We start from the raw sequence: 16,463 nt of genomic DNA on the forward strand, positions 1-16,463 counted from the left end.
TGCAAGTTTGCACTCTGCGCAATTTGACCCGGAAATGGGCAAAGAAAAGTCCCGCCCCGGTTCGTCGCCCTCGCCTGCGGAGGGCGGGGTGGCGAACCAGAGCGGGACGTGGAATCTCAGATTAGAACTGGTGAGGCTCGGCCGGGGGAGTGGGTGGGGTGAACTGCTGCGGCTGTGCCGGTTGCTGCGGTTGGGCCGGCTGCTGAGCGGCCGTCTTGGTTAGGTAGACCGACTGTCCCGTCGCTCCAGGCTCGCCCTCACCCAGCGGCAGGACGTACACGGCAGTGCCGTAGGCGCACACTTCGGTCCAGTTGGTGCCCATTTCCGAGGTGTCGAACCGCATGGCCACAATGGCGTTCGCTCCACGCTGCTGCGCTTCATTGACCATGCGTGCCATGACTTCCTGACGGCTTTCGTACAGTGCCTTGGTCATTTCGGGCAGCTCTCCGCCGCCCAGGGAGCGAAAGCCGGCCAGCATCTGGGAGCCGATATCGCGCGAACGGACAGTGAGGCCCATGACTTCGCCGAAGACGGCGTCGATCCGGTGACCCGGGATTTCGTTGGAGGTGACGATCAACATGGTCAGAGCCTATCCAGACTTGGCCCCTTAATCAGGGAAATCCCCCGGGGAGAACTCCCCGGGGGATTTCCGTCTGTTCACAAGGGCGGGTTTCAGGCCTTTGAATCAGCCAGTTCGCGCTCGTTGCTTTCTGCTGCTGCCTTGTCGGCTGCGAACTCATCAGCGAACGCGGCACCGTTGCGGGGTGCGTTGTAGAGGGTCTCGTCCAGGATTCCCTGACGCTTGGCCACGATGGCCGGGACGAGCGCTTGGCCCGCCACGTTGACTGCAGTGCGGCCCATGTCCAGGATGGGGTCGATCGCCAACAGCAGGCCGACGCCGGCAAGCGGCAGTCCCAGCGTGGACAGGGTCAGTGTGAGCATCACGACGGCGCCGGTGGTACCTGCAGTGGCAGCGGAACCGAGGACCGAGACCAGCACGATCAGCAGGTACTGGCTGAAGTCCAGGTTGATGCCGAAGAACTGTGCCACGAAGATCGCCGCGATGGCCGGATAAATTGCTGCGCAGCCGTCCATCTTGGTGGTGGCGCCCAGCGGCACTGCGAAGGAAGCGTAGCCGGAGGGGACGCCCAGGTTCCGCTCAGTGACGCGCTGCGTCAGCGGCAGCGTGCCGATGGAGGAACGGGACACAAACGCCAGCTGCACGGCCGGCCAAACACCGGAGAAGTACTGCTTGATGGACAGCCCGTGAATGCGTACCAAGATGGGGTAGAGCACGAAGAGCACCAACGCCAGGCCGATGTAGATGGCGGCCGTGAACTTGCCCAGGGATCCGATGGTGTCCCAGCCGTAGATGGCTACAGCGTTACCGATCAGGCCTATGGTGCCCAGCGGGGCCAGGCGGATGATCCACCAGAGGACCTTTTGAATGACTGCCAGTGCGGAAGCGTTGAATGTCAGGAAAGCTTCGGCCTGCTTGCCAACCTTGAGTGCGGCAACGCCGACCGCGATCGCGATAACCAAAATCTGCAACACGTTGAAGTTGACGGCAGTGCTGACTGTGGTTGCGGCGTTGGCACTTTCGGTGACGGTGGAGCTGGCTCCGAGACCCAGGAAGTTCTTGGGGAACAAGCCAATCAGGAACGCCCACCAGTCGCCGGTCTTGCCAGCGTACTTAGCTTCTTCGGTGATGCCGGTGGCCGCGCCCGGCTGCAGGAGTACACCCAAGCCGATGCCGATCAGCACCGAGACCAGCGACGTGATAGCGAACCAGAGCAGAGTGTTCCATGCCAGGCGCGCTGCGTTGGACACCTGACGCAGGTTGGCGATGGAGCTGACCACGGCGGTAAAAATCAAAGGAACGACGGCGGTTTGCAGCAACGAGACGTAGCTGGAGCCGATCGTCTGCAGCGTCGCGCCGAGGCCGTTGGGCGCAGTCTTGGTGCTGCCCGTGTACTTGGCGATGAGGCCGAGGATCAGGCCGACGATGAGGGCTGCGATGATCTGGACGCCGAAGGATCCGGCCCATTTGGGGAGCCGGAAGCCGGACTTGCCAGCTGCTGGTGAAGTGTTGGTTGAGGTGCTCACCGGAACACGTTAGGTGCATCGCAAATAACATAGCGAACGAACGTTGAGAAATGTTACGTCCACCCCTCTGCTGCCCTCCATCGTGAACCGCTAATTCGCGGGCCCGGCGCGGGCTTTTGTGAAGTTATTCCCGGAAACAGTGTGGCGATGATCTCCGAGTGCGCTGCGATCCTTTCACCCGCTAGCGCACCACTTTCCGCCGATCGCACCCGTAACCTCTGGTGCGCAATGGGGGAAAGGGTGCGCTCCTGGCGCCGAAGGGGTGCGCGAGGAGGGAACTGGAGCAGATCAGCCCAGCAGCGCCCGGCGAAGCACGTCCAACCCAACCGAACCTATGTTCAGCGCCTTGCTGTGGAACGACTTCAGGTCAAAGCCTTCCCGGGATTCAAGCTCAGCGCGGATCTGTTCCCACAAACGCTGCCCCACCTTGTAGGACGGCGCTTGTCCGGGCCAGCCGAGGTAGCGGGTGAACTCGAACTGGAGCTGCCCTTCGCTGATGTCGAGGTTGGCTTTGAGGAAGTCGAAGCCCTTTTCTGGGGTCCAGGCTCCGCTGCCCCAGCGCTCGGGGACGGGGAGTTCCAGGTGCACACCGATGTCGAAAACCACGCGTGCTGCCCGCATCCGCTGACCATCGAGCATGCCCATGTGATCGCCCGGATCTTTCAGGTACCCGAGTTCCAGCATGAGTTGCTCGGCGTAAAGTGCCCAGCCTTCGCCGTGGCCGGAAACCCAGCAGACGTTGCGCCTCCAGTTGTTCAGGAGTTCGCGGCGGTAGGTGGCTGTGGCTACCTGGAGGTGGTGCCCGGGGACTCCTTCATGGAACACGGTGGTGGTTTCGGACCATGTGGTGAAGGTGTCTTCGCCGGCGGGCACGGACCACCACATGCGTCCGGGCCTGGAGAAATCGTCGGAAGGTCCGGTGTAGTAGATGCCGCCTTCGTCGGTAGGGGCAATCATGCATTCGAGGGTCCGCATGACGTCCGGGATGTCGAAGTGGACGTCGGCCAGCTCGGACACCGCTCGATCGGAGAGTTCCTGCATCCAGGCTTTCAAGGCGTCGGTGCCCTTGATCTGGCGGGCAGGGTCGCTGTTCAGGATCGCCTTGGCTTCTTCGATGGATGCGCCGGGCTTGATCTGCGCCGCGACCTTTTCCTGCTCGCCAATAAGCCTCTCGAGCTCCTGAACGCCCCAAGCGTACGTCTCTTCCAAATCGACTTCCGCGCCAACAAAGGAGCGGGAGGCCAGGGCGTACCGTTCGCGGCCCACCGCATCCTTTTCCGGGGCCGCGGGGAGGAGTTCGTCCCTAAGGAAGTCGCCCAAGGCGCTGTACGCAGAACGCGCAGCCGCAGTCCCGGCGTCGAGCTTTGATTGAACGTCCGCGGGCAGCGGTGTGCCCCCTGCGGCAGCGGTGGCAGCCATTTTGGCGAAGAAGCCATCCTCAGCGGCGTACCGGCCGGTCTGCTCGATGACGATCTGCACCTGGCGCGCGGCGGCTACTTTGCCGGCCTCAGCAGCCGATCGAAGTGACACCATGTAGCCCTCAATCGCGCCCGGAACGTTGGCAGCACGGCCTGCAATGTGCTCCCAGTGTTCAACCGTGTCCGTGGGCATGAGGTCGAAGATGGCGCGGATGTCCTGCGCGGGGGAGGCGATGTTGTTCAGGTCGGCCGCATCCCAGCCGGACTCGTGGATCTCCAGTTCCAAGCCGAGGCGCTCGCGCATGGCGTCCAAGGTGACGGCGTCCACGTCATCGGAAGGCTCGAGGCCTGCCAGGGCGTCCAAGGCCAATCTGGTTGCCTGTGCGTGGGACGCAAGACCGGCAGGGGAGTAGTCCTGATACTCGGTTTCGTGTCCCGGCAAGCCCAGAGTGGTGGCGAAGCTGGGGTTGAGTTCGATCAGCTTTTCTGTGTACGCGTCAGCGACGGCATCGATGGCGGACTTGGGGCGTACGGGGGCGTTTGCAGTAGTCACCCACAGAGCCTAACCGCGCTTCCGCGTACGTGAAAGGGTTGTTGAACTTTTCTACAGCGCGGAGAACTAGCCCCGGCTGCGCTTCCAAGCACCAGGACCCGGCGTGGGGTCAAGGCGCAGTTGCTGGCGGCGCACCCAGTGCCGGACGTTCGGCTTGGACGGCGCCGCTTCCTGCTGGCCTCCGAGAGAAACCACGACGGCGGCAAGCGCCGCGAGCTCTTCGGCTGTCGGTTCGCCCTTGACCACCGAGAACAGGGGAGTGGCCGGTTCCTGGTCAGGCGCAGGATCGGCACGGTGCTTAGGCGCGCTCACAGCGGGATGTTCCCATGCTTCTTGGTGGGCAGGCTCGCGCGCTTGTCGCGGAGGGCGCGGAGCCCGCGGATGATCTGCAGGCGCGTATCCGACGGAGCAATGACAGCGTCAACATAACCCAGCTCGGCTGCCTGGTACGGGTTGAGGAGTTCTTCCTCGTACCCCTGGATGATCTCCGCGCGCTTGGCTTCGACGTCACCGCCGGCTTCGGCCACCGCTGCGAGATCGCGACGGTAAAGGATATTCACTGCACCCTGGGCGCCCATGACGCCAATCTGGGCGGTGGGCCATGCCAGGTTGAGGTCGGCTCCGAGCTTCTTGGAGCCCATCACGATGTACGCGCCACCGTAGGCCTTGCGGGTGATGACCGTGAGCTTGGGGACCGTCGCTTCGGCGTAGGCGTAGAGGAGCTTGGCGCCGCGGCGAATGATGCCCTGGAATTCCTGGTCCTTGCCGGGCAGGAAGCCGGGAACGTCAACCAGCGTGATGATCGGAACGTTGAAGGCGTCGCAGTGGCGAACGAAGCGGGCGGCTTTCTCGGAGGCGGAGATGTCCAGCGTTCCCGCGAATTGCATGGGCTGGTTGGCCACGATACCCACGGTATGTCCCTCAACGCGGCCATAGCCGATCATCACGTTGGGGGCGTACAGGGACTGCATTTCGAGGAAGTGAGCGTCGTCCACGATCTGCTCGATGACCTTGCGCATGTCGTACGGCTGGTTGGCGGAATCGGGAATCAGGCCGTCAAGCGAGAGGTCGTCGTCGATGAGTTCCAGTTCCTGGTCGTGTTCCACCACGGGGGCCTCAGACAGGTTGTTGGAGGGGAGGAAGTCCAGGAGCTCGCGGACGAACTCAATGGCGTCAGCTTCATCGGACGCGAGGTAGGTGGAGGTGCCGGTGGTGGCATTGTGCTGCCGGGCGCCACCGAGGGTTTCCATGTCCACGTCTTCGCCCGTGACGGTCTTGATGACGTCCGGTCCGGTGATGAACATGTGGGACGTCTTGTCCACCATGACCACATAGTCGGTCAGGGCGGGGGAGTAGGCGGCACCGCCGGCGCACGGGCCCATGATGAGGGAGATCTGGGGGACCACGCCGGAAGCATGGACGTTGTTGCGGAAAATGTCCGCGAACATGGCCAACGAGGCCACGCCTTCCTGAATACGCGCGCCGCCGCCGTCGTTAATACCCACAACCGGGCAACCGTTCCGGAGGGCGAATTCCTGGACCTTGACGATCTTTTCGCCGTTGACCTGGCTCAGCGAGCCGCCGTAGACACTGAAGTCCTGGCTGTAGATGGCGATCAGGCGGCCGTCCACTGTTCCGTAGCCGGAAACAACGCCGTCACCAAGCGGCTTCTTCTTTTCCATGCCGAAAGCAGTGGAGCGGTGCACTGCGAGGGCGTCGAACTCGACGAAGGATCCCGGGTCAACCAGGAGGTCGATGCGTTCACGGGCGGTGTTCTTGCCGCGGGCGTGCTGCTTTTCGATCGCTTCCGGGCCGGAAGGCTGTTCTGCACGGGCCTGGCGGTCGCGGAAGTCTGCAATCTTTCCCGCTGTCGTTGTCAGATCGTGGCTCATCAAGTGTCTCCGGCTCTGTAGCTGATATTCGCTGGCGCAATCCCGGGTTCGGTAAGTAGCTAACTTAAGTAGCTTCCGTACAAAGAACAGGCCCCGCAGGCCAGTCTAGTGACGCCTTTGCCGCGAACCGCTGTAGAAACCCTACAATTTTCCGCGTCCAAGCCAAAGCCATCACTATGTTACCCGTCAGTAACATAGTTGGGCTAGAGTGTCTGCATGACTTCAAGCAACGGCGCTTCCTCCGCCTCCACAGAGGGTCAAACGCAACGCACCACCCCTTACGTGGCCACTGCTTCGCTCAAGGGCAAGACCATCCTCATGTCCGGCGGCAGCCGCGGCATAGGCCTGGCCATCGCCACCCGTGCAGCCCGCGACGGCGCCAACATTGTGCTCATGGCCAAAACAGGCGACCCCCACCCCAAACTTGAGGGCACTGTCTTTACCGCCGCGCAACAGCTGACCGAAGCAGGCGGACAGGCGCTGCCGCTTGTGGGGGACGTCCGCAATGATGACGACGTCGCCGCAGCAGTCGCCGCCGCCGTCGAGCGTTTCGGGGGCATCGACGTAGTGGTGAACAACGCCTCCGCAATCGACCTGTCCCGCACCGACGCCGTGGACATGAAGCGTTACGACCTCATGCAGGACATCAACGTCCGCGGCACGTTCCTGCTCTCAAAACTGGCGCTGCCCGCCCTGCGGGAATCAAGCCACGGCCACATCCTCACCCTGTCCCCACCCTTGAACCTGGACCCCAAATGGGCCGGGATGCATTTGGCCTACACCATGGCCAAGTACGGGATGAGCCTCACCACCCTGGGTCTCGCCGAAGAGCTCAAGCACGACGGCGTCTCGGTCAACTCGCTCTGGCCGTGCACCTTGATCGACACGGCCGCGATCCGGAATATGCCCGGTGGCCAGCAGATCGTGCAGGCCGCACGCGGACCGGAAATCATGGCTGATGCCGCCCATGCTGTGTTGACGGGTTCGGCATCTAGCGGGAACTTCTACACCGACGAGCAGGTGCTGCGCGCAGCCGGAGTGTCGGACTTCAGTCCTTATAGTCTCGGCGCGCCTGAAGACCGCTTGGTGCCGGACATCTTCCTCTGAGTAGATTCTATGGGCGGATTCCCAGGCGCATTTCGGGGCAGCCACCCTCCGGGGACCTCGCAACTGGATAGGATTCAGCTATGGATGCCGAACAGCCAGAGAGCAGCGAACCCCAGGCCTTGACCGGAGAGGTTCCGTCCGGAGAGGTTCCGTCCGGGCAGTCGCATGCCCCGTTGGATCGTGAGGCTCTGAACCGTGAGTCGCTCCTGCAGCCGGACTTCCTCTCGGCTACAGGCATCTCGCGTCTGGACATTGTCCAGTCCACGGGTTCCACCAACCAGGACCTGGTCCGGGCTGTGACGGTGGAGCCCAAAAAGTGGGCCGACCTGTCCGTGTTGACTGCCGAGCACCAGACAGCGGCGCGTGGACGGCTCGACCGCCACTGGGAATCACCCGAGCGATCGGCGGTTTCGGTCTCCGTGGTGCTGCGGCCTGTCACGGCTGAAGGCATGCCGGTCCCGACGCAGAGCTACTCCTGGCTTTCGCTGCTTGCTGCTGTTGCCCTGCGGGAAGCCCTGCAGGAAACGGCAGGCGTCACCGCTGAGATCAAGTGGCCCAACGACGTCCTGGTCAACGGCCGGAAAGTGGCCGGCATCCTGGCGCAGATGACTCCTCTGGGCGACGGTTCCGTTCCTGCGGTCATCCTTGGCGTTGGACTCAATGTGTCCTTGGCCGAGGAAGAGCTTCCGGTACCCACGGCAACCTCGCTTGCTTTGGAGGGGGCTACGACGACGGACCGCACCGCGCTGCTGAAAAGCTACCTGTCACGGTTCGCGCGGCTCTACCGCAGCTTCTGCAATTCCGAAGGGGACCCCGCCGCCGGTTTGGTGGGTGGCCCATCCCTGCACAAGCGTGTTGAGTCGGCCATGGTGACGTTGGGCCGCGAAGTGCGCGCGCATTTGCCTGGGGATCACGAGCTCGTGGGGCATGCCTCGCGCCTGGACGAGCACGGCTCGTTGCTGGTGGTGGACCATGGTGGCAGGGAACACGTTGTGACAGCCGGTGATGTGGTGCACTTGCGCGCCACAGAAAGCGGTTATGCGTAAAGAGTTACTCCCGGGGGAGCAGGTCATTACCATCACACGCCAACAGGCCCGCTCACTCTTCTTTCCGGTGCTGGCCTTCATTGCGGTTCCAGCAGCTGCAGGTTTTGCTTGTGCTTGGATCGTCAGGGAAAACCCGCAGCGCCTTGCGCCTTTCATCACGGCGGAATGGACACCGTGGCTTATGGGTACCGTGGTGGTACTCGCCGGGTGGTTCCTTGCCGCATACAGCCTCAGGCGGGTGTTGCGGTGGCGTTCGGTCAAATACATCCTGACGAGCAGGCGCGTACTTGCCCGGAATGGAATGTTTAGGCGAAATGACTGGCAGGTATCGCTGATGGCCATCCGCAATGTAGGTGTCCACCAGAGCATGCTCCAGCGGACATTGCACTCGGGGAATATATCCTTGGATACCGGGCACTCCGGAATAGCCGTGATGAACGACGTTCCTGAAGTGGGAAAGTTCCGGGGTTTCATTCTTGACGCGATGGATGAACTCCCGCAAGGTGAGGTTTTTGAGGGTGAAGTACTGAGAGATTTTGAAGAATTGCCGTGGGAGTTCAGAGATGGTGGAAGAGATGAGCGTTGAGGATCAGCAGTCCGGCGAGGACCTGGACCAGGAGTTCGACGCCGTTCCGGAGCCTTCCGTGGACGAGGACACTGAGGCCGGGCCTGCTCCGGCGTCGGTACCAGCCGGCCCACCCACTGGTGTGATGTCCGCGGAGCGCCTGGCTATTAAGGCGCTCGAGGCGAAGCTCCTTGGCGGAGAACGCAAGCTCCGGCGTCGTGAAGTTGCTGCCGGTGCGGGCGTGTCCATCCTGTCCGCACGGAAGATCTGGCGCGCGCTGGGGTTCCCCAACTTTGGTGACGAGGATGTTGCGTTCACGGAACGCGACCAAGCTGCCTTGTCCAGCATCCTGGATCTGGTCCGGGCCGGCCTCCTGACGGAAGAAGCCGCTATCTCCGTGACCCGTTCCATCGGTCAAATGACGGACCGCATGGTGGTGTGGCAGATCGAAGCGCTGGTTGAGGACATGGTGTCCGAGCAGGGAATCCCTGATGCCGTGGCGCGCAAACAACTGGTGGCGCAGCTGCCTGCGCTGGTGGACTCCCTCGAAGAGATCCTGGTGTACTCCTACCGCCGCCAACTCAACGCCGGCGTCCAGCGTCTTGCCGTTCGGGCCGAAGCCGGACTCCAGGCCAGCGAGGAAGGGCGGGAGGGCGACGAAGACGATTCGCCGTTGCCGTTGGCCCGGGCCGTAGGATTCGCTGACCTTGTCTCTTACACCAGCCTGTCCCGGCGTATGAACGAGAAAACGCTCGCTCAATTGGTGCAGCGTTTTGAAAACAAATGCGCGGAAATTATCTCCGTGGGTGGCGGGCGACTGGTCAAAACAGTGGGTGACGAAGTCCTTTACATCGCGGAGACTCCCGCGGCGGGAGCCGAAATTTCCCTGGCCCTTGCCCAGGCGTTCACGGAGGACGAGATCCTTCCACAGTGCCGCGTCTCCATGGTCTGGGGCCGGATTCTCTCCAGACTTGGCGATATCTATGGACCCACAGTCAACCTTGCTGCACGGCTCACCACGCTGGCGCAGCCCGGGACGGTCCTTGTGGACGCCATGACGGCCGCCGCCTTGGGCCAGGATGACCGCTTCGTCCTGGTTCCCCAGAAGTCGGAGAACGTCCGTGGCTTCGGCGAGATCCATCCTGTGATGCTGGCCCGCGGCCGGGGCAAGGGACTGGTGCTGGACTAGGCACCCTGCCGACTCGCCCACGGCCCGTCCGAGCCGCACGCTCTCTCACGTCCCTCGGGTTCCAGCCGATCGCTCTCTCACTTTCTTCAAGAAAGTGAGAGAGCGATCGGCGTTTAGGGCTGTTATGTGAGAGAGCGTGGAGGGTGTCTGCAGTTGAGGAGAACTGCGTCACGACTTAGCAAAACGTTGGATTAACCCGGTAGTCTTAGCGTTGTTTGTGTGACGTGAATGGCCGTGGGGTGCGGCGTCGGCCGCCTTGTGCTGCCTAAATTGTGGGGGAATGTGGATGGCTCTGCCTGACGGGTCCGGAAACCGCCGTGCCAGGAATCGCCGGCGGAAGGTCATGGCGGCAACTGCATTTTCAGTTGCAGCCGCGGTCCTGGTGACCGGTGCCATCCTCTACCCGGGGTTCAAGACCACCGAAGTGGACCTCAATGACGGCGGCGTTTGGGTAGTCAGCAAGTCCAAGAATGCCGCCGGAAGGCTCAACTACCCCTCGAAGTCCCTGGACGGGGCAGTGACTCCGGCGAGTAAGGATTTCGACGTCCTCCAGCAGGCCGGCGACGTTTTCATTGATGACCCCGAGGGCGCCACGATCAACCCTGTCAGCGCCGCGAACATGCGTTTGGGCGGGGACCAAAAGCTGCCCGGATCAGCGGATGTGAGCTTCGGCCACAAAGTACTGGCCGTTACCGATCCTTCCAAGGGCAAGGTCTGGGCATTGTCCGCCGGATCCGTGGGTGGGTTCAGTGATGAGTCCGAACCACTGTTCGAGCAATCGCCCGGAATTGTTTCTGTTGTAGGCGTGGACGACACCATCCACACCGTGGATCCCGAGTCCGGTAGCGTCACCGCCACCAAGGTGGACGCCAACGGCAAATCAGTGGATTCGCAGGTCCGCACGGACGAGGCGCTCAAGGGCGCAGGGGACCTGCAGTTGACGGCTGTGGGCGACAAAGCAGTGGTCCTCAACGAGGCCACGGGAAACATTGTTCTCCCGGGCGGCGCAACCGTTCACCTGGACGACGCCCGCGACGCCAAGCTGCAACAAACAGGACCGACTGCCGACTTCGTAGCTATCGCCACTACCAAAGCGCTCCTCCTTCAACCATTGGACGGTGGAACCGCCAAGACTGTCCGAGCCGACGGGGAAGGCATTCCCGCAGCGCCCGTTCAGCTGGGAACATGCACCTACGCGGCGTGGTCCGGTGCCAACAAGTATGTCCGCGAATGCAGCAACGAGGCTGATAACCGCCGCGCCGATGTTCCCAAGGCGAGTGCGTCGCCGTCGTACGTCTTCCGGGTCAACCGCGATCTCGTGGTTCTGAACGACGTCAACTCCGGCAATGTCTGGATGGTCAACCAGAACATGCAGTTGGTCAACAACTGGGACGACGTTATTCCGCCCCAACAGACATCGGACGACGCCGACAAGGACTCTGCGGACGAAGTCCAGCAGACTGTCCTCCCGGACCGAAGCAAACCGAACACGCCGCCGGTGGCGAAGCCGGACTCCTTTGGAGTGCGCGCCGGCAAGACGACCCTCCTGCCGGTTCTGGACAACGACGCCGACACTGACGGTGATGTCCTGACGGTTGCGGCCGACCAAACCGTTAGATCGGGTGCGTTGGCTCCTGTTTATGGCGGGACGGGCTTCCAAATTTCTGTCCCCGCGGATCAGACCGGGGCGGAGACGTTCAAGTACTCCGTGGATGATGGCCGCGGTGGAACCGCAGCGGCCAACGTCGACCTCCGGATTGTCCCGCCCGGAGAGAACAACGCACCCCAGCAGAAGCCCAACAGGAACAATGCCTTGGTGGTGCAGACGGGGAAGATCGCCAACCAGTACATCCTCAATGACTGGATTGACCCCGACGGTGACGACATCTTTGCTGTGGCTGCCGTCAGCAGCGATCCCGCCGATCAAGTCCGCATCAGGCCAGACGGGCTATTGACGTTCCAGGATTCCGGAGCCGGGCCGGGAAAGAAGACAATCGCCGTTTCGGTCTCCGACGGCACCCTCAGTGCTGAGGGGCGTATCAGTGTGGACGTTCGCGCACCCGGGGCCTTGCCGCCCATTGCGAACGCCGATCACGTGGTTGCAGTGGCAGGCCAGGACACGGTGATCGCACCGCTCAAGAACGACACTGATCCGCAAGGCGGCACGCTTCGGCTGGCACAGGCCCAGCCGGATGAGCAGTCCACGGCCGTGATAGGTCCAGACCAGCAAACGTTTACTTTCAACTCGACGTCCACGGGCCCCCACTACGTCACCTACATGGTCACCAACGGCCCGGCGAGTGCGCAGCAGCTGGTGCGCGTAGACGTCGTGTCCGGCAACAACGACGGCGCTCCCGTTGCCGTCCGCGACATTGCTCTGCTGCCCAGTGGCGGCAGCACCGTGGTGGACGTGCTCGGCAATGACTCGGACCCGGCCGGAGGCGTCCTGGTAGTCCAGTCCGTCACCGCGGAGGATGGCCTTCCGGTCACGGTGGCGGTTTTGGACCATTCGGTGGTCAAGGTCACGGACGTTCGCGCCACCGGCCAACTGTCGCTGAAATACACCATTTCCAACGGCAAAGCCTCGGCCACCGGAGACATCTCAGTACAGGTAGTACCTGCGCCCAGCAAGCTGCAGGCCCCGCAGGCCAAGCCGGACGAAGTGTCGGTGCGTGTCGGAGACGTGGTGACCATACCTGTCCTGGACAACGATTCGGACCCTAACGGCGGAGAGCTGACGCTCGACCCGGAGCTGGCGCAACAGCCCGATGCCGCTGACGGCAGGATGTTCGTTGCGGGCAATACTCTGCGCTTTATCGCAGGGGAGATTCCCAAAACCGTTTATGCCATCTACAAGGTCAGCAACGCGTCCGGCCAAACTGACTCCCAGCAAGTCACTATCCGTATCCGGGCCCGGGACGACGCCACCAATACCCGCCCTGAGCCGCGGAACCTCACGGCCCGGGTGGTAGCTGGCATGACCGTCAAAATCCCCGTTCCCCTGGACGGCATTGATGCGGACGGCGACTCCGTTCAACTCATCGGCGTGGACAAAGCGCCGGCCCTCGGCACAGCCGTGGTGCGGGACGGCTACATGGAGTTCACCGCTGCCGCCACCTCCGCCGGCACTGACACGTTCAGCTATCGCGTGCGGGACCGGATCGGAGCCGAGAACACCGGCACTGTGATTGTGGGTATTGCGCCGGCAGAAGCGAACAACCAAAAGCCGATCGCCGTTGACGATGCCATTGAGGTCCGGCCAGGGCGCCGGATTGCAGTGGATGCCTTGAAGAACGACTCAGACCCTGATGGCGATCCTATTGCTTTGGTGAATTCCTTCGAAGCCAACCCGGAACTGCAGGTTGAAGCGTCCTCCGGAAAGATCCTCCTGACTGCGCCGGGCGTCACTGGAAATGAAAGCATCAGCTACCGGATTCAGGACGACAAAAAGGCTGAAGCCAGCGCCGTGGTCAGGGTGCAAACAAGCCCGACGGCGGCCCTTCACGTTCCGATTGCCGTGGACGACCGCATCACGCTGGCTGAGACGCTGGGCAAGACCGCCGTTGACGTCCCGGTGTTGAAGAACGACTCTGATCCGGACGGCGTCGCCGAAGATCTGACCATCACCTTGCCCGACGCGAATCCGAACGCCCGGGTGGGGACTGCGGGGAACGTTGTGGTGACACTCGCCCCCCAGGACCAGCTGATCCCGTACACGGTGACAGACATGGACGGGCAATCAGCCACGGCCGTGATGTGGATCCCAGGCCAAGGCCTGCAGTACCCCACCTTGGCTAAAACCGAGCCCGTGGAGGTCATGTCCGGCAAGGAAGTCACGGTTTCGCTCCAGGAGTATGTCCGCGTGCGGGAAGGCCGCCAACCCCGGCTCACCGTAGCGGACAAGATCCGCGTTCAGGGAGCCGATCCCAACAACGTTATTGCCGGCGACGGAAATGCCCTGAGATATGCAGCGCAGACGGACTATGTTGGTCCGGGATCCATCACCTTCGAGGTGACCGACGGATCCGGCCCGGACGACTCGCAAGGGCTGAAGTCCACGCTGACCATCATCACCAAGGTGATCCCGGACCCCAACGCCAACCACGTCCCGACCTTCAGCGGTGCTTCCATCGAGGCTCCCAAGGGTGAAACCACCGAGTTAGAGTTGGCCAACCTTGCCAAGGACGTGGACGAGAGGGACCAGGGAAACCTGAAATTCGAGCTGGACGGACAGCAGCCCGCGGGTTTCCAAACCAAAGTGGAGGGAACGGTCCTCAAAGTCACCCCGGACCTCTCCGTCACTCCCGGTGTTGTGGGCACCTTCCCCTTGAAGGTCACAGACGGCAGGTCTGATGCTGTCCGGGCAACGGTAACGGCTACGGTGGTCTCGTCCAACAGGCCCAAGCCCGTAGCCAACGACGACTCCGTTGAGAAAGCCAATGCCGGACGCTCGGAAACCATCAATGTGTTGGCCAACGACTTCAACCCCTTCAATGACTCGCCTCTGACGATCGAAGGCGCCGCAGTGGAGACTGGTTCCGCCGCCGGCCAGCCGACGGTCTCAGGGGAATCGATCACGGTCACTCCTGCTGATGGCTTCAAGGGCGTCATGGTGGTTCGGTACACAGTGCTGGACAAGACCAAAGACCCCTCACGGCAGGCAGTGGGACGCGTACGGATCACGGTCCGTGACAAACCAGACGCTCCATCGGCACCGGTAGCGACCGACGTCCGCAGCCGCACCGCTGTGCTCAAGTGGGCGCCGCCGTCGGACAATGGCGCAGCCATCACCAAGTACACGGTCAAGGCCGCCGGTTTTGAACAGGTGTGTCCCACTACAACCTGCACACTCTCCGGACTGACCAACAACGTGAAGTACGTCTTCACCGTGTCCGCCACCAACGAGGTAGGGGACTCACCGGCGTCCATTGCCTCCAACGAGATCCGGCCGGATGAGAAGCCGTCGCCGCCGGACGCCCCCACAGTCAAAGCCGGTGACAAGAACATGGCCATCACCTGGACCCCGGCCAAGACCGAGGGCTCTCCGGTGAAGCACTACAACTTGGAGATTTCTCCGCCGCCAGCCAACGGCATTGCCGTGAAGAACGAGGTCACCGGCCTGAGCTATACCTGGCCGGGACTGACAAATGGCGTGAAGTACAAGGTCCGTGCCCAGGCCGTCAATGAGCTCGGTCCATCGGACTGGGGCATGTACTCCCTGGAGGACAACCCTGCTGGTCTTCCGGCAGCCCCGGCGGCTCCCACCACCGCAGTGGTGCAGTCCGTGGGAACCAACAACCAGATTCGTGCGGATTGGGCTGAGCCGGATATCAACGGTGACCCCATCAAGACCTACTACGTCACTATGAGCGGCGGAAACGGCGTTCCGCAGACGCAGACCGTCCCGGGAAATGTCCGATCAGCAACCTTCACTGCCCAGAACAACGAAGCAGGCTACACCTTCACCGTTCAAGCAGAAAATAAGGCTGGGAAGGGCGGCGTCAGCGCACCTTCGGCGCCGCGTCGCGCCACCGGCAAGCTGGGGGCCGTAGAGAACGTCTCTGCCACCCCGGCCAACACCGGGGGAGCGGGCAAGGCCGTCACCATCAACTTCTCGGTCCTGGACCAGACACAACGCAACGGTTCTACTCAAAACGAGGTCAGCTACCGCTACATCGCCAGTACCGGGCAATCGGGCCCCATCACGCCTGGCCAGACGGTCAGCGGTTTTGCCAACGGGCAGGCAACCTCCATCACAGTCACCGCAGTGTCCTCAGTGGCGCCGAGTTCCAATGCCAGTGCACCGGCAACCACCACCCCGTACGGTTCCCCCGGTACACCATCTGCTTCGGGCGCCAACGGTGGGCAAAACCAGACCACGCTGACGCTGAACTGGTCCTCGCCGTCCACCAACAGCAACGACGTCGCAGTGACCAAGATCAGGATCACCGGCGGTGGAACTGATACCGGGTGGATCAACGAATCCGCGTCCGGCAGCCGCGTGGTCAACACCGGTGGCTATAACCAGACGCGCACCATTGAGGTCCAGACGTTCAACTCCGTGGGCACAGGCGGTGGCGTGGCTTCTGCGAGTGCACAGAGCGGCCCGCAGAAGACGTCATGGGATGCCACGCTGCCTCCCGGCAGCTACCGTACTTGCACGGATACCGCGCCCTCCGGCCAAACATCGTGGGATCCAAATACTCCAGGGCACCGCTGTGACGGAAAGGTCAATGGTCCGCCATGGCAGTACGAGTTCAACGGCGGATTCACGGTCAACTGCTACATCAACCGCAGCACGCCCTACTTGAACTACGCGGCGTGGTACAAGCTGACTAGCGGCCCCAATGCTGGCCGCTTCATCGCCCAGGGCAACACCACCCTGGGTGACCCCGGACCGCACCAAATCCCGAAATGTTGAGGCATGTGAAGCCGGGGCGTCGGGCAGTAGTCCCCATCGCGCCCCGGGCCAGGGAGACAGTACGCTGTCAAAGCCAATGGATAGCCCGATCTCGGGTTTCCTTGGTTGACCGCAGGGAGCGTGGGATAGTCTTAGGGACTGAAAATTCCGCCGCCGTACGGGGTAA

The 16,463-nt window shown here is 62.5% G+C and carries 10 protein-coding genes; 5 read left to right on the plus strand and 5 right to left on the minus strand.

The window, feature by feature from the left end:
* Window positions 1-121: 121 nt before the first annotated feature.
* The 5 genes from ACZ5J0_RS06280 to ACZ5J0_RS06300 all read right to left on the minus strand — a co-directional run bounded on the left by ACZ5J0_RS06280 (window position 122) and on the right by ACZ5J0_RS06300 (window position 5,969).
* A complete protein-coding gene (locus tag ACZ5J0_RS06280) occupies window positions 122-580 on the minus strand; it encodes a YbjQ family protein (RefSeq protein ID WP_464094422.1) in 459 nt (152 codons plus the stop codon).
* Window positions 581-672: 92 nt separating this feature from the next.
* The gene (locus ACZ5J0_RS06285) at window positions 673-2,106 is read right to left on the minus strand and encodes a dicarboxylate/amino acid:cation symporter (protein WP_464094423.1); all 1,434 of its coding nucleotides are present in this window, start codon (window positions 2,104-2,106) and stop codon (window positions 673-675) included.
* Between the two features lie 288 nt (window positions 2,107-2,394).
* Window positions 2,395-4,077, minus strand: coding sequence for a DUF885 domain-containing protein (locus tag ACZ5J0_RS06290; RefSeq protein ID WP_464094424.1), 1,683 nt, complete (start codon window positions 4,075-4,077; stop codon window positions 2,395-2,397).
* 66 nt (window positions 4,078-4,143) lie between these two features.
* Complete coding sequence (locus ACZ5J0_RS06295; protein WP_166841389.1) at window positions 4,144-4,389, minus strand: acyl-CoA carboxylase epsilon subunit; 246 nt, start codon at window positions 4,387-4,389, stop codon at window positions 4,144-4,146.
* Window positions 4,386-5,969 carry an acyl-CoA carboxylase subunit beta gene (locus ACZ5J0_RS06300; protein WP_464094425.1) on the minus strand — a complete coding sequence of 528 codons (1,584 nt, stop codon included), beginning with the start codon at window positions 5,967-5,969 and terminating at the stop codon, window positions 4,386-4,388. The genes ACZ5J0_RS06295 and ACZ5J0_RS06300 overlap by 4 nt, the downstream gene beginning before the upstream one ends.
* A gap of 216 nt (window positions 5,970-6,185) precedes the next feature.
* Here ACZ5J0_RS06300 and ACZ5J0_RS06305 point away from each other — a divergent pair, with 216 nt between their 5' ends.
* The 5 genes from ACZ5J0_RS06305 (at window position 6,186) to ACZ5J0_RS06325 (ending at window position 16,297) form a co-directional block, all read left to right on the plus strand.
* Entirely contained in the window at window positions 6,186-7,076 is an 891-nt protein-coding gene (locus ACZ5J0_RS06305; protein WP_166841387.1) for an SDR family oxidoreductase, read from the plus strand.
* Window positions 7,077-7,156: 80 nt separating this feature from the next.
* Window positions 7,157-8,122 carry a biotin--[acetyl-CoA-carboxylase] ligase gene (locus tag ACZ5J0_RS06310; RefSeq protein WP_464094426.1) on the plus strand — a complete coding sequence of 322 codons (966 nt, stop codon included), beginning with the start codon at window positions 7,157-7,159 and terminating at the stop codon, window positions 8,120-8,122.
* Window positions 8,115-8,708: a PH domain-containing protein gene (locus ACZ5J0_RS06315; RefSeq protein WP_166841385.1), complete on the plus strand. Its 594-nt coding sequence runs from the start codon at window positions 8,115-8,117 to the stop codon at window positions 8,706-8,708. The genes ACZ5J0_RS06310 and ACZ5J0_RS06315 overlap by 8 nt, the downstream gene beginning before the upstream one ends.
* On the plus strand, window positions 8,698-9,876 hold the full coding sequence (locus ACZ5J0_RS06320) for an adenylate/guanylate cyclase domain-containing protein (protein WP_464094427.1): 1,179 nt from the start codon (window positions 8,698-8,700) through the stop codon (window positions 9,874-9,876). Before ACZ5J0_RS06315 ends, ACZ5J0_RS06320 begins: the two co-directional genes overlap by 11 nt.
* Before the next feature lie 286 nt (window positions 9,877-10,162).
* A complete protein-coding gene (locus ACZ5J0_RS06325) occupies window positions 10,163-16,297 on the plus strand; it encodes an Ig-like domain-containing protein (protein WP_464094428.1) in 6,135 nt (2,044 codons plus the stop codon).
* Window positions 16,298-16,463: the final 166 nt, after the last annotated feature.

It is taken from the genome of Arthrobacter sp. DualSoilB13, assembly GCF_055389195.1.